This window comes from Streptomyces tardus (genome assembly GCF_018101125.2).
In the GTDB taxonomy this organism is placed as follows: Bacteria; Actinomycetota; Actinomycetes; order Streptomycetales; family Streptomycetaceae; genus Streptomyces; species Streptomyces tardus.
The window spans coordinates 3,423,870-3,445,621 of the sequence record NZ_JAELVF020000001.1; the positions used below are offsets into that span (position 1 = coordinate 3,423,870).

Annotated in this window: 14 protein-coding genes; 8 read left to right on the plus strand and 6 right to left on the minus strand. The window is 71.0% G+C overall.

Annotation, left to right across the window (positions count from 1 at the left end; genetic code table 11):
• Positions 1 to 872 precede the first annotated feature (872 nt).
• The gene (locus JGS22_RS14675) at positions 873 to 1,394 is read left to right on the plus strand and encodes a universal stress protein (protein WP_211040758.1); all 522 of its coding nucleotides are present in this window, start codon (positions 873 to 875) and stop codon (positions 1,392 to 1,394) included.
• Between the two features lie 178 nt (positions 1,395 to 1,572).
• Here JGS22_RS14675 and JGS22_RS14680 read toward each other — a convergent pair whose 3' ends face one another.
• Positions 1,573 to 2,364 carry a phosphatase gene (locus tag JGS22_RS14680; protein WP_211040759.1) on the minus strand — a complete coding sequence of 264 codons (792 nt, stop codon included), beginning with the start codon at positions 2,362 to 2,364 and terminating at the stop codon, positions 1,573 to 1,575.
• A 112-nt stretch (positions 2,365 to 2,476) separates the two neighbouring features.
• Here JGS22_RS14680 and speB point away from each other — a divergent pair, with 112 nt between their 5' ends.
• Positions 2,477 to 3,523: an agmatinase gene (gene speB, locus JGS22_RS14685; protein WP_236073151.1), complete on the plus strand. Its 1,047-nt coding sequence runs from the start codon at positions 2,477 to 2,479 to the stop codon at positions 3,521 to 3,523.
• A gap of 761 nt (positions 3,524 to 4,284) precedes the next feature.
• Positions 4,285 to 5,622: an NADP-specific glutamate dehydrogenase gene (gene gdhA / locus JGS22_RS14690; protein ID WP_211040760.1), complete on the plus strand. Its 1,338-nt coding sequence runs from the start codon at positions 4,285 to 4,287 to the stop codon at positions 5,620 to 5,622.
• A gap of 417 nt (positions 5,623 to 6,039) precedes the next feature.
• On the opposite strand, the gene JGS22_RS14695 is transcribed toward gdhA, so the two are convergent.
• The gene (locus JGS22_RS14695; RefSeq protein WP_211040761.1) at positions 6,040 to 6,960 is read right to left on the minus strand and encodes a Sco1979 family transcriptional regulator; all 921 of its coding nucleotides are present in this window, start codon (positions 6,958 to 6,960) and stop codon (positions 6,040 to 6,042) included.
• A gap of 603 nt (positions 6,961 to 7,563) precedes the next feature.
• Here JGS22_RS14695 and JGS22_RS14700 point away from each other — a divergent pair.
• The gene (locus JGS22_RS14700; protein WP_211040762.1) at positions 7,564 to 8,397 is read left to right on the plus strand and encodes an ATP-binding protein; all 834 of its coding nucleotides are present in this window, start codon (positions 7,564 to 7,566) and stop codon (positions 8,395 to 8,397) included.
• Positions 8,398 to 8,600: 203 nt separating this feature from the next.
• The gene (locus tag JGS22_RS14705) at positions 8,601 to 12,539 is read left to right on the plus strand and encodes an ABC transporter ATP-binding protein (protein WP_211040763.1); all 3,939 of its coding nucleotides are present in this window, start codon (positions 8,601 to 8,603) and stop codon (positions 12,537 to 12,539) included.
• A 384-nt stretch (positions 12,540 to 12,923) separates the two neighbouring features.
• Here JGS22_RS14705 and JGS22_RS14710 read toward each other — a convergent pair whose 3' ends face one another.
• Positions 12,924 to 13,499, minus strand: a complete 576-nt coding sequence (locus JGS22_RS14710) for an NUDIX domain-containing protein (protein ID WP_211041876.1) — start codon at positions 13,497 to 13,499, stop codon at positions 12,924 to 12,926.
• Positions 13,500 to 13,801: 302 nt separating this feature from the next.
• On the opposite strand from JGS22_RS14710, the gene JGS22_RS14715 reads away from it, so the two are divergent.
• Positions 13,802 to 15,232 (plus strand): S28 family serine protease, encoded by a 1,431-nt coding sequence (locus tag JGS22_RS14715; RefSeq protein WP_211041877.1) that lies wholly within the window; start codon positions 13,802 to 13,804, stop codon positions 15,230 to 15,232.
• A 282-nt stretch (positions 15,233 to 15,514) separates the two neighbouring features.
• Here JGS22_RS14715 and JGS22_RS14720 read toward each other — a convergent pair whose 3' ends face one another.
• Positions 15,515 to 16,513, minus strand: a complete 999-nt coding sequence (locus JGS22_RS14720; RefSeq protein ID WP_211041878.1) for a sugar ABC transporter substrate-binding protein — start codon at positions 16,511 to 16,513, stop codon at positions 15,515 to 15,517.
• Between the two features lie 221 nt (positions 16,514 to 16,734).
• On the opposite strand from JGS22_RS14720, the gene recD2 reads away from it, so the two are divergent.
• Both recD2 and JGS22_RS14730 read left to right on the plus strand, forming a co-directional pair.
• Entirely contained in the window at positions 16,735 to 18,978 is a 2,244-nt protein-coding gene (recD2, locus tag JGS22_RS14725; protein ID WP_211041879.1) for an SF1B family DNA helicase RecD2, read from the plus strand.
• Positions 18,979 to 19,110: 132 nt separating this feature from the next.
• Positions 19,111 to 20,415: a citrate synthase gene (locus tag JGS22_RS14730; protein ID WP_211041880.1), complete on the plus strand. Its 1,305-nt coding sequence runs from the start codon at positions 19,111 to 19,113 to the stop codon at positions 20,413 to 20,415.
• Positions 20,416 to 21,014: 599 nt separating this feature from the next.
• On the opposite strand, the gene JGS22_RS14735 is transcribed toward JGS22_RS14730, so the two are convergent.
• Together JGS22_RS14735 and JGS22_RS14740 are read right to left on the minus strand one after the other, a co-directional pair.
• Complete coding sequence (locus tag JGS22_RS14735) at positions 21,015 to 21,245, minus strand: heavy-metal-associated domain-containing protein (protein WP_211041881.1); 231 nt, start codon at positions 21,243 to 21,245, stop codon at positions 21,015 to 21,017.
• A 135-nt stretch (positions 21,246 to 21,380) separates the two neighbouring features.
• Complete coding sequence (locus JGS22_RS14740; protein WP_211041882.1) at positions 21,381 to 21,578, minus strand: helix-turn-helix transcriptional regulator; 198 nt, start codon at positions 21,576 to 21,578, stop codon at positions 21,381 to 21,383.
• Between the last annotated feature and the right edge of the window lie 174 nt (positions 21,579 to 21,752).

The following is a 21,752-nucleotide window of genomic DNA, read 5'->3' on the forward strand; positions in this document are numbered from 1 at the left end:
TTCCCCCGCCGTGGTTTTGCCAAGATCGAATCTACTGCGTCCGAAGAGGCCCTCGGGACAACTTCGACCGCCACCGCTATGTCGACATGGCAACTTGGCGTAAAGCATTCGATCACGAAGAGTGGCATCCGGACACTCCGCTGGGAAGTGCGTTGGGTGCTCAGCGTGTGCGTCGGGAGGGGTATACGTCGGAAACACCCCATTCCGGCAGGTGGTGCAAGGGCGACACATGCGCGCTACAAGTGGCGTATCACGTCCATAACTTGGCTGAAAAGAATGCTAGAGGCCCTGTGCGCCCCCTGTGCTTCGGGGTGTGCGCCCCCGTGCCGCGGTTTCTGTGCCCTGTGCGCCCACCGGTCGTGCGCGGGCCGGTGCCCGAACCCCCCTTGGAATGCGAGCATTTACAACCATCTGTGGAATTCTCCTCGCCCGGTGCGGACGTGTGGGCCCGATCGGCAGCGAGGTGCTCCCGCCTCTCCTGCGCGTCCGCGGATTCTCTCGGGGTTCTCTGCGTGCAGGAGGCTCTTTCGAGTGCTGCGGTGGTCCGTCGAAGCGGCCTCGGCGGGCGTACGGCGAGACCGGCGGTCGCCGGCTCTCCCTGGCGGTCGCGGCCGGGGTGGTGGCGGGCGTCGCGAGCGGTCTCCGCGCCGCGAGGAGGCCCCGCCGGCGGGTGTCGTGCCGTCTCCGGTCCCGCTGTTGCCAGAAGCGCCGGCCTCGGGCATGCTTCCGCCCCAGCCACTGGGCACGCGGGGTGTAGCTGCGTACCCTTGGGGTAGGCCAAAAGGAAGACGCTTCCCGGACGTTCTCACACGACTGCGCTTGTCACTACCCGCCGTTCCATCCGCACGAGGATCACCTTCGCCGAGACGATCATGGCCGGACACGAGATTCCCGAACCAGTGGACCGCAAGCGGCTTGCCGACTCCCCGGCGGTGCCGGAGGCCGCGGCGGACGCACGCCAGGAGTGCGACCCGGCCTTCAAGCACGGCGTCGTCGTCGGCTTCGACGGATCGCTCTCCAGCGAGCGGGCGCTCGCCTACGCAGTCGGCATGGCCCACCGCTCCGGGTCGGGTCTGATCATCGTCCACGTCGCGAACCGGCTCCCCACCACCGTGTGGGCGGGCTGCGAGCCCCCGGTCTTCGTGGACGTTCCGGACCAGCGCACCGAGGTGCTCGGGCTGGAGCTGGCCTGCGCCGACTATCTGAGCGAGATTCCCTGGATCCTGGTCGAGCGCGGTGGCGACATCTGCCACGAGCTGGAGGAGGTCGGCCAGGAGTACGAGGCGGACGCCATCGTGGTCGGCTCCACGCACGGGCTCGTCGGCCGGATCTTCGGTTCGGTGGCGGGTCGGCTCGCCCGCCGGGCAGAGCGGCCGGTCGTCGTGATCCCGTAGCCCGGCGAGCTGCGGGGGATAGCTGCGGCCTGTCGTTCGGATCTTCGCCGGTCTCGCGACGCCCGTACGCGCATCTGCCGCGCTGTCGTCTGCCGCCGCTGCTCCTCAGGGGCTCCCGCCGCCTCGGGGCGCACGCACCGGACGCCGCTCCCTGATCAGCGGGAGCCGAGCGGGAGGCCTACTCGGCGAGGCCTGCGGCGGTCAGCAGGTACTGCGTCATCGGCTCGTAGTGGAGCGGGTTCACCACGTGGTCGTCCAGCGGCACGGTGACCGCCAGCGTGCCCTCCGCCTCGGCGAGGAAGAGCGCCGGATCGTTGCTGTCGGCGAAGCCGACGGTGTCGATGCCGCGCTCCCCGGCGCAGCCCGCCCAGCCGTGGTCCGCGAAGACGAGGTCGGGCAGCGGCTCCCCCGCCCCCGTCAGCGCCCCGAGGATCGCGTGCATGGGCGCGGGCGAGTGGGTGTGCCAGAGGCTGGCGCCCCGCTCGTAGACCGCCACCCCGGCGAACTGCACGATCACGCCCTCGTCCGCGAAGACGCCGAGCGGTACGCGGACGACGTCGCAGCCGGCGCGGCGCAGCGCGCCCGCGACCGAGCCGTGCAGGTCCAGCAGGGCTCCGGGGTGGCCGGTGGCCAGCAGCACCCGCTCGGAGGCAGCCGCCGCCTTGCGCAGTCGCACGGCGGCCCGGTCGAGCGCGTCGACGGTCAGCTCCGGGTCGATGGTGTCCTGACCCGAGCGGTGCGCCGGGTCGTCGCTCACCCCGGCCCGCTCCGCCATGACGGCGAGCACGTCCTGCTCGTCCCGCCAGCGGTCGCCGAGCTGCAGGCCGAGCCAGTAGTGGCGGTCGCCGTTCGCAAGCCCCCGGTAGTGGTTGAGGTTGTTCTCCCGCGGCGTCGCCACGTCCCCCGCGATCCGGGTGCGTACGAGATGGTCGACGAGCTCGCTGCGGGACGGTGCGGTGGGCGGTGGCATACGGCCATTGTGGCGCGGAAGTGTGAACGGTGGACAGTCTGTCCAAAATCCGGGGGCGCCCTCGCGGAAACGTCCATGTGGTGGGCGACGCTTCCGCGCCTACGCTCCGCGCATGAGCACCGACACCCCCCGCAGCCAGCAGCCCGTACCGCCCGTGCCTCAGCCGTTCACCGGAAGCATCGGCGGCGATCCGGCCGACGGGCCGGTCGGCCCCGTCGACTCCTCCCGGGTGCCGCGCTTCGCCGGCCCCGCGACCTTCGCCCGGCTGCCGCGGCTGGACGAGGTGGGCAGCGCGGACGTCGCCGTGGTGGGGGTGCCGTTCGACTCAGGCGTCTCCTACCGGCCGGGCGCCCGCTTCGGAGGGAACGCGATCCGGGAGGCGTCCCGGCTGCTGCGCCCGTACAACCCGGCGCAGGACGCCTCGCCGTTCGCGCTCGCCCAGGTCGCGGACGCGGGGGACATCGCGGCGAACCCGTTCCACATCAACGAGGCGGTCGAGACCGTCCAGGCCGCGGCCGACGAACTGCTCGACAGCGGCGCCCGGTTGATGACGCTGGGCGGCGACCACACCATCGCGCTGCCGCTGCTGCGCGCGGTCGCGCGCCGGCACGGGCCCGTCGCCCTGCTGCACTTCGACGCCCATCTGGACACCTGGGACACCTACTTCGGCGCCGAGTACACCCACGGCACCCCGTTCCGACGGGCCGTGGAGGAGGGTGTCCTGGACACCTCCGCGCTCTCCCACGTCGGTGTCCGCGGCCCGCTGTACGGCAAGCGGGACCTGGACGAGGACGAGCGGATGGGCTTCGGGATCGTCACCTCCGCCGACGTGATGCGGCGCGGAGTGGACGAGGTGGCCCAGCAGTTGCGCGAGCGCGTCGGCGACCGGCCGCTCTACATCTCGATCGACATCGACGTGCTCGACCCCGCGCACGCGCCCGGCACCGGCACCCCGGAGGCCGGCGGTCTCACCTCGCGCGAACTCCTGGAGATCCTGCGCGGGCTGGCCGGCTGCCATCTGGTCTCCGCCGACCTGGTGGAGGTGGCCCCGGCGTACGACCACGCGGAGATCACCGCGGTCGCGGCCTCCCACACCGCCTATGAGCTGACCACACTGATGGCGCGCCAGATCGCCGAGGGCCGGGAACGCAACGGCTGAGACGGCGTTGCCGTTCCGCCGTGCGCCGCACCTCGTCGCGAACCGCTGTCGTACATCGTCGGGATTGCGAACGCTTTCGGCCATGTTCGAGGCGGCCCGGAACGTCTGATTACCGGCGAATGTCGGTGGCGGGGCGGGCGCGGGGCGGTAACTGCGCTGGTGGAGGCGGTGTTGACCCCCGGGTGCGAGTTCTTGCGGGGTCACTTCCTGCCACTTATTTAATACGCAACGTTACCTGTTCTGTTCGGTCGATGTGCACTTCATGGAGATTCCCGACAGACTCCCTGTGCATCCCGCGGGACGGGGTGTCGAAGCCGCCAGGCAGCGGTGCCGGCCCTGTGGGGGGTGCTGGTTCGACCGCGCCGTCTGCTCGACACCCCTTTGCGGGGGCGGCTCCGGGGAGAGGCCTGACTCCCCGGAGCCGCCCCGTTCTTCGTCTCCGCAGCTCCGAGGCTCTCCGCGCTCACCCGCTCGCGCGCCCTCCGGGGCGCCGTCCCGCGATCCACCGCTCGCCGTCGCCGCGGGCCCCTGTGCTGTGCAACCACTTCTCGACCACGACTACCGTGTACGAGAATTCGTTCGGACAAGGACTGTTCCGGGTAGGGCTTGCCATCGGCGTCGAGCCGCGTACCCGCAGCACGCGCCCCGAACTCCCGAGCCGGCACCGCCGTACCGCACCGTCGGACGGCCCGCACCCCGCACCCGAGCACGGACCGACGGAGGGTGGCCGTCGGACCGTCCGGTGAAAGGAAGTCCAGTCGATGCAGCGCAATGAATCGCTCCATGCCGAAATCCTTCGGCGCAACCCCGGTGAGCCCGAATTCCACCAGGCGGTCCACGAGGTGCTCCAGTCGCTCGCCCCGGTGCTGGCCGCCCAGCCGGAGCTGGCGGACGCAAGGCTCGTCGAGCGGATCGTGGAGCCCGAGCGCCAGGTGATGTTCCGGGTGCCCTGGCAGGACGACCGCGGCACGGTCCATGTGAACCGGGGCTTCCGGGTCGAGTTCAACAGCGCGCTCGGTCCCTACAAGGGAGGTCTGCGCTTCCACCCGTCGGTCAACCTCGGCATCGTCAAGTTCCTCGGCTTCGAGCAGATCTTCAAGAACGCGCTCACCGGCCTCGCCATCGGAGGCGGCAAGGGCGGCAGCGATTTCGACCCTCACGGCCGCAGCGACGCGGAGGTCATGCGCTTCTGCCAGTCCTTCATGACCGAGCTCCACCGGCACCTTGGCGAGCACACCGACGTACCCGCCGGGGACATCGGAGTCGGCGGCCGGGAGATCGGCTACCTCTTCGGCCAGTACCGCCGGATCACCAACCGCTGGGAGGCCGGCGTCCTCACCGGCAAGGGCATCGGCTGGGGCGGTTCGCAGGCACGTACCGAGGCCACCGGCTACGGCACCGTGCTCTTCGTCGCCGCGATGCTGCACCGGCGGGGCGAGGACCTCGACGGACAGCAGGTCTCCGTCTCCGGGTCCGGCAACGTCGCCATCTACGCCGCCGAGAAGGCCGCGGCCCTCGGCGCGCACGTGCTGACCTGCTCGGACTCCAGCGGCTACGTCGTGGACGAGAAGGGCATCGACGTGGCGCTGCTCAAGGAGGTCAAGGAGCAGCGGCGCGGTCGCATCAGCGAGTACGCCGAACTGCGCGGTCGCTCCGCCCGGTTCGTGCCCGACGGCCGGGTGTGGGAGGTGCCCGCCGACGTGGCGCTGCCCTGCGCCACGCAGAACGAGCTGACCGAGGCGGACGCACGGCTGCTGATCGGCAACGGGGTCAAGGCCGTCGCCGAGGGCGCCAACATGCCCACCACCCCGGAGGCGGTCGAGCTCCTCCAGCAGGCCGGCGTCGCGTTCGGGCCGGGCAAGGCGGCCAACGCGGGCGGCGTGGCCACCAGCGGACTGGAGATGCGGCAGAACGCGGCGCGGCAGCCCTGGCCGTTCGAGCAGGTCGAGCGCGAGCTCGCGACGATCATGCAGAACATCCACGACACCTGCCACGAGACCGCCGAGCGCCACGGCGCGCCCGACGACTACGTGCTGGGGGCGAACATCGCGGGGTTCGAACGGGTCGCCGACGCGATGCTTGCCCAGGGCGTCATCTGAGGCGTACGCCTCCGGTCGAGCGGTGACACACCGCTCGGGGCGTACGGCGAGGGCCCGGGGGTGACGCGCCGCCTCCGGGCGGGCGTGCCGCCGGTCGACCGGCGCCGTACACGAGGCGACCCCGGACGCGTGCGGCGTGGGCCCGGACGTGCGCGGCGAGGGCTCGGGGCGCGCGGTGACGGTCGGCGCTCGCGGCGAGAGCGGCGCAGGCTCCGGCCCGGTGGGGGCACGGAACACCTCCGGGCATCCCGTTCGGTGTCTCCGTGTCTGTCCCGACTCGACCGACTCCGCGACCGCGCCCTCCGCGCTTTCCGCGCCCTCCGCGCTTTCCGCGACCTCCGCGCTTTCCGCGACCTCCGCGGACGCGACGCGGAGGTGAGGGCCGGCCCACCGCTCGCGGACGCGGGCCGACGCTGCTCACATCTCGGCCAGCACCCGGCCCAGGAAGGCGACGGAGCTCTCGTGCGTCTCGGCCGCCGCGAACAGGCGGTCCATCACCACCATGTACGTCTCCACCTCGGTGCGTTTGTCCAGGTAGAGCGCGCTGGTGAGCTGCTCGAGATGGACGATGTCGGGCAGGTCCGGCTCGCCGAAGCGCAGGATCGTGACCGGGCCGCCGGTCGCGGCCAGGCCGCCCAGCCGGAACGGAGCGATCTGGATCGTCACCCGCGGATGCTCCGCGAGGCGTTGCAGATGCTCGAACTGCCCGCGCATCACCGCCCGGCCGCCCAGCGGACGCCGCAGCGCGGCCTCGTCGATCACCGCCCACAGCCGCGGGCCCTCGGGGCGGCGCAGCAGGTCCTGGCGGCGCATCCGCAGACCCACCCGGCGCTCGGTCTCCTCCGGGGTTGCGGCGGGATGGGCGAGTTCGCAGACGGCCCGCGCGTACTCGGGTGTCTGTAGGAGGGCGGGCACGAACTGCATCTCGTAGGTGCGGATCACCGAGGCCGCTTCCTCCAGCCCGAGCAGTGTTTCGAGCCAGCCGGGCAGCACATCGCTGTACTTGTGCCACCAACCCGGGTTGTTGGCGTGCCGGGCGAGGGTGAGGAACTCCTCGCGCTGGGCCGCGTCGTGGACGCCGTAGAGGGTGAGCAGGTCGGCCACGTCGCGCTCCTTGTAACCGACGCGGCCGAGCTCCAGGCGGCTGATCTTGGCGTGCGATCCGCGGATCGCGTCGCCGGCGGCCTCTCTGGTGATGTGGCTGGCTTCGCGCAGCCGACGCAGATGTGTGCCGAGCACGATCCGCAGAACGGTCGGCCCACCGAGCGGTGTGGAGAGGATGCGGCGTACCGAGGTCTCGGAGGGGGCGGGGCCTACCGGCTCCGGCTGGGCTGCCATCAGACCTGCTCCTGCTCTCCTGTGGGTGCGAAGTGACGGCGGTGTGAGACCGACCGCTCAGTCTCGCACTCCTCGGTGTGGCCTGTACAACGGTCCGTTACCGGCCACGAACGCGGCGTGCGGGGCGCTCTCCGGGGGAGTGCGGGCGGGTTCGGAGCGCCGATCCGGCGCGCCGCGGGCGGGGCGCGCCGCGCGTGTCCGGGCGCGCCGGTCCTGCGCCCGGGGCGCGGCCGGAGTCGCCGCGGGCGGGGCGCCGTCGGGGTGCGTACAACCGGGCCCGAGGCTGTCCGTACAAGCTTCAACTTGTATAGACGGGTCTGCCGCGGCGGGGGTGGCGCGAACCGGCCCCGGAGGGCCGCCCCGGGAAATGTCGCCGCGGGAGGAGTGGCTGGTTGCTGCGGGTGGGCCGGTGATGACCGGGTTCCGGGGGGTCGGTCGAGTTTTGGCGGAGTTCGGGCCGGAGAAGTGCCGGTCAATGGCCTATACCACGCACTGTGCACAGTTGTAAGTGCATCCGCACTTGCACCGGTCGCCACAGTCGAAGCAGGATGTCATGAGAAATGTGTTCCCTTACGTGCCGTTTCGGCGGCTGCGGAGTACGTCATGACCCCACAACCGGTGGACAGGGCCGCTCACCACGGGCCGGCCGCATCCGGTGGCGGTCCGGGCCCCGGGCCCACGCCGCTCTCCCTGGTGGAGGGGCTGGTGGAAGATCTGCCCGTCCTTCCCGGCCCCGCGATCCCGTCCGGTTCGGCCTGTGCGATGTCCGGCCGCCCGACCGCCGCCCCCGACTCGGCGGCACACGAGCCGCAGGAGTCGTCCGCCTTCGCGGTGTGGACTCTCGGTGAGGGTTCACGCTCCGCCGCTCTCGCCCGCAGCTACGCCCACAACACCCTGTGCTGCTGGGGGCTGAAGGAGCTGGACGACAGCGTCGCGGTCTCCGTCTCGGAAATGGTGACCAACGCGATGCGCCACAACGGCGGGCCGGACGAAGGCGCCGGCCCCCGGCCCGTGCTGCTCGGCCTTGCCCGTCAGGGGCACGGGGTGCTGTGCGTGGTGGTGGACGCCGGCGCCGGTTCTCCCGAGGTGTGCGACGCGGTTGAACTCTCGGAGTCCGGGCGGGGGCTCCACATCGTCGAGTGCCTGAGCGACGACTGGGGCTGGACCGTCCCCGGCCCCACGGGCAAGGCGGTCTGGGCCACCTTCTCCGCTCCCGCCGCGGACGGCCCCGCCTGCTCCGGCGATGTCCCGTCGGAGGGGGCGGCGGGAGCTCGGCATTCCGAAGCGCAGACGTGTGCGGACCGGGAGCACCGCGGTCCGCGCGGCCGGGCGCGCGCCGAGGCACTCGGCCGGGTACTGCTGCTCGCCGGGGTGCTCTGCGGCACGGGGGACAGCCGCCCGCCCGCCGTCGTCCACCCGCCTCGCAAACGCTCCTGAGCGCGTCGCACCCCATCCGGTTCCGCTGCCGTCGGGGGCCGTTCCCCGACGGCTGAGCCGTGTCACGAGCCGGTCGGCGTCAGAAAATCCCCGCCCGATTGTCACAGCGGGATGAAATCCTCCGTTCGTGGCGTTGGAGCGTCCGGCAGGCGTGTACCAGAAGGCGTTCCGGACCGGGGGCGCGGAGAGCGGGGGCAGAGCACGTGGAAGCGACCGAAGCGGCAGGCCGACAGGTGGGCTGGGCCCGCCGGCTCACCTCGTACTGCCTGCGGTACCGGCGGAACGTACTGCTCGCGCTGGGCGCCTCGCTGGCCGGCATGGCCGCGATGGCGATGGTCCCGCTGCTCACCAAGGTCATCATCGACGAGGTCGCCGGCGACAGCGGCGCCGCCGCCTCCGATCTCGCTCCCTGGATCGGGCTGCTGCTGGTGGCCGCGGTGGTGATCTACGGGCTCACCTACCTGCGCCGCTACTACGGCGGGCTGCTCGCCCTGGACGTCCAGCACGATCTGCGCACCTCGATGTACCGGGCGATCATCCGGCTGGACGGCAGGGGCCAGGACGAGCTCTCGACCGGCCAGGTCGTCGGGCGCGGCACCAGCGACCTCCAGCTGGTGCAGAGCCTGCTGTTCATGCTGCCGATGATGATCGGGAACATCCTGCTCTTCGCGGTCGCGCTGATCGTGATGTTCGTGCTCTCCCCGATGCTGACGCTGGTCTCGCTGGCGGTCTTCCCGCTGCTCTGGTGGATCGCCGACCTCAGCCGCAAGCGTCTCTTCCCTGCGACCTGGTACGCCCAGCAGCAGGCCGGCGCGGTCGCCTCGGTGGTCGACGGCTCGGTGACGGGCGTACGGGTCGTCAAGGGCTTCGGGCAGGAGGAGCAGGAGTCGGGCAAGCTGCGCGCGATCGGTCGCACGCTGTTCGCCGCCCGGCTGCGCACCGTGCGGCTGACGGCGCGCTACACCCCGGCGCTTCAGGCCGTGCCCTCCTTCGGACAGGTCGCCATGCTCGGTGTCGGCGGCTGGATGGCCGTGCAGGGCCAGATCACCCTCGGCACCTTCGTCGCCTTCTCCACCTATCTCGCACAGCTGGTGGGCCCGGTGCGGATGCTCGCCGCCATGCTCACCATCGGCCAGCAGGCCCGCGCCGGCGTGGAGCGGATCTTCGAGCTGATCGACACCGAGCCCCAGATGTCCGAGCGCCCCGACGCGATCGAGCTGCCCGCCGGCGCGGACGCCTCCGTCGAGTTCGACCGCGTGAGCTTCGGGTACAACAAAGACCGCCCCGTGCTGGACGACCTCACTCTGCGCATCGAGCCGGGCGAGACGCTCGCGGTGGTCGGCACCAGCGGAAGCGGCAAGTCGACGGTCTCGATGCTGCTGCCGCGCTACTACGACGTCACCGCCGGCTCGGTGCGGGTCGGCGGCCACGACGTGCGCGACCTCAGCCTGGCCTCGCTGCGCTCCGCCATCGGGCTCGTGCCGGAGGACAGCTTCCTCTTCTCCGAGTCGGTGCGGGAGAACATCGCCTTCGGCGCACCCGACGCCGACGACGAGCAGATCCGCAACGCCGCCCGTGCCGCGCAGGCGGACGGCTTCGTCTCCGAGCTGCCGCAGGGGTACGACACCGTCCTCGGCGAGCAGGGGATGAGCCTCTCGGGAGGGCAGCGGCAGCGCATCGCGCTCGCCCGAGCCATCCTCACCAACCCCCGCCTCCTGCTGTTGGACGACGCCACCTCCGCGGTGGACGCGCGCGTCGAGCACGAGATCCACGAGGCGCTGCGCGGTGTGATGGCCGGCCGCACGACGCTGATGATCGCCCATCGCCAGTCCACGCTGACCCTGGCCGACCGCATCGCGGTGCTGGACGGCGGCCGGCTGGTGGACGTCGGCACCCACGCCGAGCTCACCACCCGCTGCGACCTCTACCGCCGACTCCTCACCGACCCCGACGAGTTGGGCGATGTGGCGCGCGACCCGGCGGGCCGGGCGCGGCACGACGAGCACCTCCCGGTGGACGGCGTCACCCCCGAGCTGTGGCAGCGTCCCGAGGTCTCGGGCGATGCGAAGAGTTCCGGCGACGGCGGCAGCGGGGCGAGCGCGGCACAGGCCGGGCAGCAGGGGAGCTTCGGCGCCGAGCTGAGCTCGCTGCCCGGCGACCCCGAGCTGCTGGCCAAGGTCGCCGCCCTGCCGCCGGCGACGGACGTGCCCGACATCGACGAGTCGGCGGCGGCGCAGCCCGAGGAGTCGTACGGCCTGCGGCGGTTGCTGCGCGGCTTCGGCCGTCCGCTGGCGCTCGCGCTGGGCTTCGTCGCAGTGGACGCAGCCGCCATGCTGCTGCTGCCGGTCCTCATCCGCCAGGGCATCGACGACGGTGTCGAGAAGGCCGCGATCGCCGGTGTCTGGCTCGCGGCAGGGCTGGCGCTGGTGGTGGTGCTGGTCCAGTGGGCGGCGCAGACCGTGGCGATGCGGATGACCGGCAAGATCGGCGAGCGGGTGCTGTACGCGCTGCGAGTAAAGATCTTCGCGCAGCTCCAGCGGCTCGGCCTGGACTACTACGAGCGCCATCTGACCGGTGCGCTGATGACGCGTATGACCACCGACGTCGACGCGCTCTCCACCTTCCTCCAGACCGGTCTGGTCACTGCGCTCGTCTCGCTGCTCACCTTCGTCGGAATCCTGGTGGCACTGCTGGTGATCGACGTCCAGCTCGCCCTGGTCGTCTTCGCGACACTGCCCCCGCTGATCCTCGGCACGGTCTACTTCCGCCGACACAGCGTCAAGGCGTACGAGTTGGCCCGCGAGCGGGTGAGCGTGGTCAACGCCGACCTCCAGGAATCGGTGGCCGGGCTGCGCATGCTCCAGGCGTTCCGGCGCGAGGACAGCGGCGCGGACCGCTTCGCCGAGCGCAGCGACGGCTACCGCAGGGCGCGAGTGCGGGGCCAGTGGCTCATCTCGGTGTACTTCCCCTTCGTGCAGCTCCTCGCGTCGTTCGCGACGGTCGCGGTGCTGCTGGTCGGGGCGGGCCGGGTGAGCGAGGGCACGCTCTCCGCGGGCGCGCTGGTGGCGTATCTGCTCTACATCGAGCTGTTCTTCGCCCCGGTGCAGCAGCTCTCGCAGGTCTTCGACGGCTACCAGCAGGCGTCCGTCTCGCTGGGACGCATCCAGGGGCTGCTGCGGGAGCAGACCTCGACCCCGTCCTCGACGACGGCCGAGCCGGTGCGCACGCTTCGGGGCGAAGTCGCCTTCGACGCGGTGGAGTTCCGCTACGAGGGTGCCTCGGCTCAGGCGGTCGGGGCGGGAGACGCGCCGGACGCGGGCGGCTCGCGCGACTCCGGTGTCGCGCGGGCGCCGGGCGGTGCGGAGGAGGAGAGCGCCTCCCCGAGCCCGGGCTGCGGTCTGCCCGCAGGGGTGCCGAAGGGGGAGGCCGCGCTGAGCGGAATCAGCCTGACCGTCCCCGCCGGCCAGACCGTCGCCTTCGTCGGTGAGACAGGCGCGGGCAAGTCGACGCTGGTGAAGCTGGTCGCGCGCTACTACGACCCGACCTCCGGCGCCGTGCGCGTCGACGGCCGCGATCTGCGCGAGCTGGATCTGACGAGTTTCCGGCAGCGGCTCGGCGTGGTGCCCCAGGAGCCGTACCTCTTCCCGGGTCCGGTCCGCGACAGCATCTCGTACGGTCGCCCGTCGGCGACGGACGCGGAGGTGGAGGCGGCGGCCCGCAGAGTCGGTGCGCACGACATGATCGCCTCGCTGCCGCACGGCTATCTGCACGAGGTCGGTGAGCGCGGCAAGAACCTCTCGGCCGGTCAGCGCCAGCTGATCGCGCTGGCCAGAGCGGAGTTGGTGGAGCCCGACATCCTGCTGCTCGACGAGGCCACCGCCGCGCTGGACCTGGCGACCGAGTCACTGGTCAACCAGGCGACCGACCGGCTGGCCGGGCGGCGTACGACGCTGGTCATCGCCCACCGCCTGACCACGGCCGCGCGGGCGGACCGGGTGGTGGTGCTCGACCACGGCAGGGTCGCCGAGGACGGCACCCACGCCGAGCTGCTGGCGCGCGGTGGGCGGTACGCCGAGTTGTGGCGCACCTTCGTCGGGGGTTCGGACGCGGACAGCGGCGCGCCCCAGCCCTCCCGCGTCTGACCGTTCGGGGGCGGCGTCGAGCCGCCCCCGAACGGTCAGACGCGGGAGGGCTGGGGCGCGCCGCTGTCCGCGTCCGAACCCCCGACGAAGGTGCGCCACAACTCGGCGTACCGCCCACCGCGCGCCAGCAGCTCGGCGTGGGTGCCGTCCTCGGCGACCCGCGCGGTGAAGACCGCGCCGATCAGGGTGCCTCGGGCCGGCCCGAGGCACCCTGATCGGCGCGGTCTTCACCGCGCGGGTCGCCGAGCCGGGCGCCCCGGCCCCAGCGCCGCAGGGCGGGCCGGGGCGCCCGGCTGTCGGGGTGCCTCCGGCTGTCGGGGGTGCGTCCGGCGGGCGAGCTGCTTCGCGCCTGCGGTCCGCTTGGCGCGGCCGGAGCGTCGCCGTTCAGCGCTCCCGGGTGAGTTCCGCGAGGTAGGTGTCGACGGTCTGGAGCCGAGGCAGCTCCTGTTGCCCGTCCCACCAACAGACCTCGCAGATCTCCTCGTTGGGAGTGAAGGCGCCCGGCTCGGCGACCCGCGCGGTGAAGACCGCGCCGATCAGGGTGCCTCGGGCCGGCCCGAGCGCGGTGGTCGCGTAGCCCACCAGTCGCAGCGTCTCGGGGGCGACCTCCTCGCCGGTCTCCTCCCTCAGCTCGCGCACGGCGGCCTCACGCGCGCTCTCGTCCGCCTCCACCCCGCCGCCCGGCAGCTCCCAGCAGTCGCGGTCGCGAACCCGTACCAGCAGCAGGCGGTCCCGGTGCCAGAGGGCGACCAGCACGTAGGCGGCGATGACGGCGTCCTCCTGGCGGCCCGACGGGCGTACGTCCTCGACCGGCTGAAAGGCCAGCAGCTCCATCCGGCGCGGTCCGGTCGCCAGCGGGGGTACGGCGACGGGGGTCTCCGGCGGCTCAACGGGCAGGCCGTGCGGGTCGGTTGCCGGGCGCGGGTGCGGGTCGTGAGCGGGCGGCAGGTCGGAGGTCATGGCTGCGAGGGTAGCCGCCGCCGTCCGGCCGGCGGCGGGAACGGCCCGTCCTGCGCCGACCGTTGGGGCGGCGCCCGGGTGGCGGCGCGGAGGGGCGAGGAACGCAGGGCAGCTGTAGCGGCAGTGACAGGGCGGACTGCTGGGGCAGTGGGGGACGAATGCCGCGGCGCACCGCCGATCGCGGGTATCGAACGTTCAATTGAGCGGTCGTGGCCGTTCAGGTCTGGTGTGCGAAGTGTCGCCCGGATAGGTTCACCTGCGACCAGCGCGCAGCACCAGGCCGAATCCGGGGAGTTGTATACATGCGCAAAACGCTCAGATGGATGCTCGCCACCGCAGTGCTCATAGGAACAGGCACCGTCGGCGCCGCGTCGGCGGGTGCCGCCGCAGCGGACAAGAGTGACATCAAGGACAAGATTCTCGCGATCGACGGCATGAGCCTGATCGAGGAGAAGCCGGCCGAGGACGGCTACCGCTACTTCGTCCTCAACTACGAGCAGCCGGTGGACCACCGCAAGCCGGACGAGGGCACCTTCAAGCAGCGGATCTCGATCCTGCACAAGTCGGAGGACCGTCCGAACGTCTTCTTCACCTCCGGCTACAACCTCAACACCCAGCCGAGCCGCAGCGAGCCGACCCGGATCATCGACGGCAACCAGGTCTCGATGGAGTACCGCTTCTTCGACCCCTCGCGCCCCGACCCGGCGGACTGGACGAAGCTGGACATCTGGCAGGCCGCGAGCGACCAGCACCGGATCTTCAGCGCGCTCAACGGGGTCTATGACCAGAAGTGGGTCTCCACCGGCGGCAGCAAGGGCGGAATGACGGCGACGTACTACCGCCGCTTCTACCCCGAGGACATGGACGGCACGGTCGCCTACGTCGCGCCCAACAACGTCGACAACAAGGAGGACTCGGCCTACGACGAGTTCTTCGCCAACGTGTCGACCAAGGAGTGCCGCGAGGCGCTGAGCACCGCCGAGCGCCAGATCTTCGAGCGTCGTGACGTGCTCAGCAAGCGCATGGCGAAGGAAGCCGAGGAGAATGGCTACACCTACGACCTGATCGGCGACGTGGACAAGGCGTACGAGGTCATCGGCCTCGACGTGATCTGGTCGTTCTGGCAGTACTCCAGCGAGTCGGACTGCGCGAACGTGCCCGCCGGGGACGCCACCGACGACGAGCTGTACACCTGGGTCGACGAGGTCTACGGCTGGAGCGGCGGCAGCGACGACGGCCTGCTCGGCTACACCCCGTACTACTACCAGGCGGGCACCCAGCTGGGTCAGCCGTCCGTGCAGACCCCGCACTTGGACGACCTGCTGAAGTACCCGGGCATCAACGAGCCGCGCACCTTCGTGCCGCGCGACATCCCGATGGACCACTTCGACGACAAGGCGATGGCCGACATCGACGAGTGGGTGCGCACCGAGTCCACCGAGATGCTCTACGTCAACGGCGAGAACGACCCGTGGTCGGCCGAGCCGTTCCGTCTGGGCGACGGCAGCAAGGACTCGCACCTGCTGGTCGCGCCGGGTGCCAACCACGGCGCGAACATCGAGGCGCTGGAGCAGAGCGACCGGGCCACGGCCATCCGCGCGCTGATGCGCTGGGCCGACCAGGAGCTGGGCCCCGAGGCGCAGTCGAAGTCCGCGGCGCCCAAGCCGCTGGCGAAGTACAACGCCGAGCTGGACCGGCCGATGGTGGAGCGCACTCCGCCCGGCCTGCCGTAACCGGCGAGCGTCAACCTGCAACCGGTGCACGGGCGATCAACGCACGTGCACCGGTTGCGGAGCGGCCGGCTCGGTGGCGGGCTTCCGCAACTGCCGCACCTCGCGGGCCCGTCGCAGCACGGACGAGTGGGGCCCGGTCGCAGCGACCGGGCCCCACTTGCCTGTGCTCCGACAGGCACTGCCCGCCGTCCGACGCACGTTGGGCGCACCCCGCGCCACCCCCCGTGCCGAGACCCGCAGAGGCGCAGCGCCGCAGACGCGCAGCGCCGTGGCGGCTCCGGCCTACTCGAACTCCTCGATCGTCGCCTTGGTCACGACGCGCATCGGCACCAGGATGCGCTTGTCCACCGGTTCGTCCTTGGCGGCCCGGACCGCGTTGCGCACCGCGACCCGTCCGATCTCCTCGGGCTGGTCGGTGACGGTCGCGGCGATGTCGCCGTTCTTGACCGCCTTGCGGCCCGCCCCCGTGCCCTCGAAGCCGACGATGCTGATGCCCTCCAGGCCCATCGCGGCGACCGCGTCGGCGGCGCCGAGCGCCATCGCGTCGTTCTCCGCGAACACCCCGGTGACGGTCGGGTCGATCAGCAACTGCTCGCTCATCACCGCCTCCGCCTCCGCCCGCTTGAAGCCGGCGGACCGGGTGGCGGCGATACGGATCTTGTGCGGCTTCAGACCGGCTCTGAAGTCGTCGTAGTGGTGCTTGCTGGCCGCGTTGTCCTTCGAGCCGCGCAGGACGACGATGTCGCCCTTGCCGTCGAGCGCGGTGGCCAGTGCCTCTGCGGCGATACGGCCGCTGGGCGCGTGGTCGGGCGCCACGATGGAGGCGGCCTGCGGGGTGTCGCCGGTGCGGCCGGCGGTGACGGTGGGGACGTCCGCGTCGGTCAGACGGCGCAGGTTGGTGGTGGCGTCGGCCGGGTTCACCGGGGAGTACACGACGGCGTCCACGCCCTGGTCGGCGAAGCGCTCCAGGTCCTCTCCCTGCCGTTCCTCGTCGTCGCCCGCGTCCCTGATGGTCAGCCGGGCGCCCTGCTTCTCGGCCTCGGCGCGGGCTCCGGCCAGGAGGTCGCTGTGGAAGTCGCTCTTGACGTTGGGAAGCGAGAGGCCGATGCGCACGGTGGCTCCCGGCGACTCCTTGGACTCGGCCGAGTCCGCCTCGCTTCCGCACCCCGTCGCGGTGAGGGCGAGCGCGGTGCCGAGCACGGCGAGGAGCAGACCTGGGCGGGACCCCCGGTTGTGACGTATGGCGCCTGCGGTGCGTGTGGTGCTGTTCCTCTTGCTCATGCTGCGGTTCCTCGAGGTGGGCGGTGATGAAGCGAGCCGGATGGTCCAGACAGCGATCTGATGGGCGCCACCGCGCCGTCGGACTCCTCAAGATCAACGCAGTGATGATCTCCAGCGACGCAGTGTATCGGCGAACCCCTGCGGAGGGATCGGTTCCGAAGGGAACATCTGTGGCCACCTCTGGCAGCTCCCTGTCAGAGGTACCGATTACGGTCGAAGCCATGACGCGCCAACCCGCCGTGCTCGAAGGGGTCCTGGAGCGCATCACCTATGCCAACGAGGACAACGGCTACACGGTCGCCCGGCTCGCGCCCGCCCGTGCGCGCGAGAGCGGCGGCGAGCTGCTCACGGTCGTCGGCGCGCTGCTCGGCGCCCAGCCGGGGGAGTCGCTGCGCCTGGAGGGCCACTGGGGCTCCCACCCCAGCTACGGCCGCCAGTTCACCGTGGAGAACTACACAACAGTGCTGCCCGCCACGATCCAGGGCATCCGCCGCTATCTGGGATCCGGGCTGATCAAGGGCATCGGACCGCGGATCGCCGAGCGGATCGTCGCGCACTTCGGCGTCGCGACCCTGGAGGTGATCGAGGAGGACGCCGCCCGGCTGATCGAGGTGCCCGGGCTCGGGCCCAAGCGGACGGCGAAGATAGCCGCCGCCTGGGAGGAGCAGAAGGCGATCAAGGAGGTGATGGTCTTCCTCCAGAGCGTGGAGGTCTCCACTTCCATCGCTGTGCGCATCTACAAGAAGTACGGGGACGACTCGGTGGCCGTCGTCCGGGAGGAGCCCTACCGCCTGGCCGCCGACGTGTGGGGAATCGGCTTTCTGACGGCCGACCGCATCGCGCAGGCGGTCGGCATACCGCACGACAGCCCGCAGCGGGTCAAGGCCGGTCTCCAGCACGCGCTTTCGCAGGCAGCTGACCGCGGTCACTGCTTCCTGCCCGAGGAGCGGCTGCTCGCCGAGGGCCTCAAGCTCCTCCAGGTCGACACCGGCCTGCTGATCGAGAGCCTGGCCGAGCTCGCCGCCGAGGAGGAGGGCGTCGTGCGTGAGGCGATCCCGGATCCGGAGGACCCGGAGGGAGCCGTGACGGCCGTCTATCTGGTGCCCTTCCACCGTGCCGAGCTGTCGCTGGCCGGGCAGTTGAGGCGGTTGCTCCGCGCGGACCATCCGGCGGGCGGGCCGCTGGCCGCCTTCGCCGACGTGGACTGGGAGCGGGCGCTCGGCTGGCTCGCGGCGCGCACGGGCTCGGAGTTGGCGCCGGAGCAGCGGGCGGCGGTGCGGCTGGCGCTGACCGAGAAGGTGGCGGTGCTGACCGGCGGGCCCGGCTGCGGCAAGTCCTTCACGGTGCGTTCGGTGGTGGAGCTGGCCGCCGCCAAGCGGGCGCGGGTGGTGCTCGCCGCACCCACCGGCCGGGCGGCCAAGCGACTGACGGAGCTGACCGGGGTGGAGGCGTCCACCGTGCACCGGCTGCTGGAGCTCAAGCCCGGCGGGGACGCGGCCTTCGACCGGGACCGGCCGCTGGAGGCCGATCTGGTGGTGGTGGACGAGGCGTCCATGCTCGACCTGCTGCTGGCGAACAAGCTGGTCAAGGCGGTGCCGCCGGGGGCCCATCTGCTTCTGGTGGGAGATGTCGACCAACTGCCGTCGGTGGGCGCGGGGGAGGTTCTGCGCGATCTGCTGGCCGAGGACGGCCCGGTGCCCCGTGTCCGGTTGACGCGGATCTTCCGGCAGGCCCGGCAGTCCGGGGTGGTGACCAACGCGCACCGGATCAACTCCGGTGTTCCGCCGCTCACTTCGGGGATGGAGGACTTCTTCCTCTTCGCCGAGGAGGACGCCGAGGAGGCGGCGCGGCTGACAGTGGATGTGGTGGCACGTCGCCTTCCCGCCAGATTCGGCCTCGATCCGCGGCGCGACGTACAGGTGTTGGCGCCGATGCACAGGGGGCCGGCCGGTGCCGGCTCGCTCAACGGCCTGCTCCAGCAGGCGCTGACGCCCGCCCGTCCCGAGACGTCCGAGAAGCGTTACGGCGGCCGGGTGTTCCGGGTGGGCGACAAGGTCACCCAGATACGCAACAACTACGACAAGGGTGTCAACGGCGTCTTCAACGGCACTGTCGGCGTGGTGATCGGGCTCGACAGCGTGGAGCAGCAACTCACCGTGCTCACCGACGAGGACGAGGAGATCCCGTACGGCTTCGACGAGCTGGACGAGCTCTCCCACGCGTACGCGATGACGATTCACCGCTCCCAGGGCAGCGAGTACCCGGCGGTGGTGATCCCGGTCACCACCGCCGCCTGGATGATGCTCCAGCGCAACCTGCTCTACACCGCCGTCACCCGGGCGAAGAAGCTGGTGGTGCTGGTGGGTTCGCGCCGGGCGCTGGGTCAGGCGGTCCGTTCGGTCTCGGCGGGCCGTCGCTGCACGGGTCTCGACCACCGATTGCGGGACGAACGCAGAGGAAAGTAGCGTGCGCGCGGCACCGCGTGCCAGCAAAAAGCCCTATGGTCGACCCCGAGTGCACGAGGCGGGGGTAAATGGGGGACAGTGGAAGCAGTCAGGGCACCTCGAAGAAGAGGCACTACGTCGGTGAGGGATGACGTGAGCGAACACCGCGCAGAAGACAGCGCTGTAGTACTGCGGTACGGGAACAGTGACCACAGCTTCCCGTTGGTCGACGGTACGGTCGGCGACCGTGGCTTCGACATCGGCAAGCTGCGCGCTGAGACCGGTCTGGTGACCCTGGACGCGGGCTACGGCAACACCGCGGGCGTCAAGTCCGCGATCACCTACCTCGACGGTGAGCAGGGCATCCTGCGCTACCGCGGTTACCCCATCGAGCAGGTGGCCGAGCGTGGCAACTTCCTGGAGACCGCCTACCTGTTGATCAACGGCGAGCTGCCCACGGTCGACGAGCTGGCCGGCTTCCAGACCGAGATCTCCCAGCACACGATGCTGCACGAGGACGTCAAGCGCTTCTACGACGGCTTCCCGCGCGACGCGCACCCCATGGCGATGCTCTCCTCGGTCGTCAGCGCGCTGTCCACCTTCTACCAGGACAGCCACAACCCGTTCGACGAGGAGCAGCGGCACATCTCGACGATCCGGCTGCTCGCCAAGCTGCCGACGATCGCCGCCTACGCGTACAAGAAGGCCATCGGCCACCCGGTCGTCTACCCGCGCAACGACCTCGGCTACGTGGAGAACTTCCTCCAGATGACCTTCTCGGTCCCGGCCGAGAAGTACGAGCTGGACCCGGTCGTCGCCAGTGCGCTGGACAAGCTGCTGATCCTGCACGCGGACCACGAGCAGAACTGCTCGACCTCCACCGTGCGTCTGGTCGGCTCCTCGCAGGCGAACATGTTCGCCTCGATCTCCGCGGGCATCAGCGCCCTGTGGGGCCCGCTGCACGGCGGCGCCAACCAGGCCGTGCTGGAGATGCTGGAGCAGATCCAGCGCGACGGCGGTGACGTCGACAGCTTCATCCGCAAGGTGAAGAACAAGGAGGACGGCGTCCGCCTGATGGGCTTCGGGCACCGCGTGTACAAGAGCTTCGACCCCCGGGCGAAGATCATCAAGGACGCGGCGCACCAGGTCCTCTCGGCGCTCGGCAAGTCCGACGAGCTGCTGGACATCGCGCTCAAGCTGGAGGAGCACGCGCTTCAGGACGACTACTTCGTCTCGCGCAACCTCTACCCGAACGTCGACTTCTACACCGGTCTCATCTACCGGGCCATGGGCTTCCCGACGAGCATGTTCACCGTGCTCTTCGCCATGGGCCGGCTGCCGGGCTGGATCGCCCAGTGGCACGAGATGATCAAGGAGCCGGGCTCCCGGATCGGCCGCCCGCGGCAGATCTACACCGGCGTCGTCGAGCGGGACTACGTGCCCGTGGAGCAGCGCTGACGCCCTGCACGCGCAAGACGCCCCGTGGGCCCCGGTCGGACCATCCCGACCGGGGCCCACGGCCGTTCCCCGGCGCCCGGCCTCCGTCGCCCCGGAAGTGCCCGAAGTCGTCGGAGGCGCCCGAAGCCTCGGAGGCGGTTGAAGTCCTCCGGGCCGGCCGACGCCTCGACGAGGGCCGGAGGCGGTTCGAGTCGCGTCGGGTTCGAGTCGGGATCGAGGCGGATTCTAGGCGGATTCGAGGCGGGAGGGGCTCTGACGTGCGTCTTCGTCGTCCCGTGGGGTGGGGTTGTGGAGGGTTGTAGGGTCGGTTGTGTGGTGTGATCCAGATCACAGGGGGTGAATGTACAACCATTTCGGGGGGACGGCAGTCTCACCGGTTGACGTCGACACCCGGCGGAGTTGACGTCCATACGCTGTTGCCTCGGCCGTAATGCTTTGAGCGGCCTTCCGGCCCGGAGCGCAGCGAGCAAGACACCCGGCGTGGGTCCCGTGGGGGGAATCCAACCGGGCATGGAAACGCCCCGAGTTGCGAGCCCGTGGGGGGACTTGCAGCCGGGGCGTTTTCGCTGTCGCGGACCGTTTGCGCTGTCGGGTGCGACTCAGGCGCGCCCGGCGAGTTCGTACCCGGCCTCGTCGACCGCTGCGCGCACGGCGGCCTCGTCGGGTTCCACGGCGGAGGTGATGGTCACCAGCCCCTCCTTGGCGGAGGCGCTGACCTCCACGACGCCGGCAACCTCGGTCAGCTCTTCCCGGATCGCGTTCTCGCAGTGGCCGCAGCTCATGCCGGTGACCTTGTACATGGTGGTGACGGTGGACTGCTGGGTGCTCATGGTGTGACTCCGTGGTGCGTGTACGGGCGGGGGTCAGTCTCTCGACTCTATACCCCCTGGAGGTATGAAGCCGGTGGTGTCCGCAGCTCTGCCGCGCAGTCCTGCGCGGCAGACGGAGCGGGGCCGGTACCGGGTCTAGCGGTTGCGCCAGCCGTTGCCCGGGCGCTGGGCGACCCAGGTGCGTACGGTGTCGGCGCGCCAGTAGGGCCTGCCGCCCTCCACCAGGTCGGGAGGCGGCAGGAGTCCGTGCTTGCGGTACGAGCGCACCGTGTCCGGCTGGACCTGGATGTGCGCGGCGATCTCCTTGTAGGACCACAGGGCCTGGTCGGCCATGAAGGCACCTCCACGGAAGTGACGGGTGTTGCCCCGACCCTCGTTTCCGCCCATCGCCGGTGCCTGCAGCGACAGTTGGCTGTTGACCCCTCGTGACCGCAAGGTGCGCAACGGTGACGGCTGTGACGGGACGGAGACGGATCAAGCAAACGTTCGGCCGATCGGCGCCGCCGC

What these genes read in the sequence shown, in the direction of transcription:
- JGS22_RS14700 (WP_211040762.1), top strand. Translation starts at nt 7,564, where the DNA reads ATGACCCCACAACCGGTGGACAGGGCCGCTCACCACGGGCCGGCCGCA.
- JGS22_RS14720 (WP_211041878.1), bottom strand. Translation starts at nt 16,513, where the DNA reads ATGAGCAAGAGGAACAGCACCACACGCACCGCAGGCGCCATACGTCAC.
- recD2 (WP_211041879.1), top strand. Translation starts at nt 16,735, where the DNA reads ATGACGCGCCAACCCGCCGTGCTCGAAGGGGTCCTGGAGCGCATCACC.
- JGS22_RS14695 (WP_211040761.1), bottom strand. Translation starts at nt 6,960, where the DNA reads ATGGCAGCCCAGCCGGAGCCGGTAGGCCCCGCCCCCTCCGAGACCTCG.
- speB (WP_236073151.1), top strand. Translation starts at nt 2,477, where the DNA reads ATGAGCACCGACACCCCCCGCAGCCAGCAGCCCGTACCGCCCGTGCCT.
- gdhA (WP_211040760.1), top strand. Translation starts at nt 4,285, where the DNA reads ATGCAGCGCAATGAATCGCTCCATGCCGAAATCCTTCGGCGCAACCCC.
- JGS22_RS14735 (WP_211041881.1), bottom strand. Translation starts at nt 21,245, where the DNA reads ATGAGCACCCAGCAGTCCACCGTCACCACCATGTACAAGGTCACCGGC.
- JGS22_RS14675 (WP_211040758.1), top strand. Translation starts at nt 873, where the DNA reads ATGGCCGGACACGAGATTCCCGAACCAGTGGACCGCAAGCGGCTTGCC.
- JGS22_RS14715 (WP_211041877.1), top strand. Translation starts at nt 13,802, where the DNA reads ATGCGCAAAACGCTCAGATGGATGCTCGCCACCGCAGTGCTCATAGGA.
- JGS22_RS14710 (WP_211041876.1), bottom strand. Translation starts at nt 13,499, where the DNA reads ATGACCTCCGACCTGCCGCCCGCTCACGACCCGCACCCGCGCCCGGCA.
- JGS22_RS14740 (WP_211041882.1), bottom strand. Translation starts at nt 21,578, where the DNA reads ATGGCCGACCAGGCCCTGTGGTCCTACAAGGAGATCGCCGCGCACATC.
- JGS22_RS14680 (WP_211040759.1), bottom strand. Translation starts at nt 2,364, where the DNA reads ATGCCACCGCCCACCGCACCGTCCCGCAGCGAGCTCGTCGACCATCTC.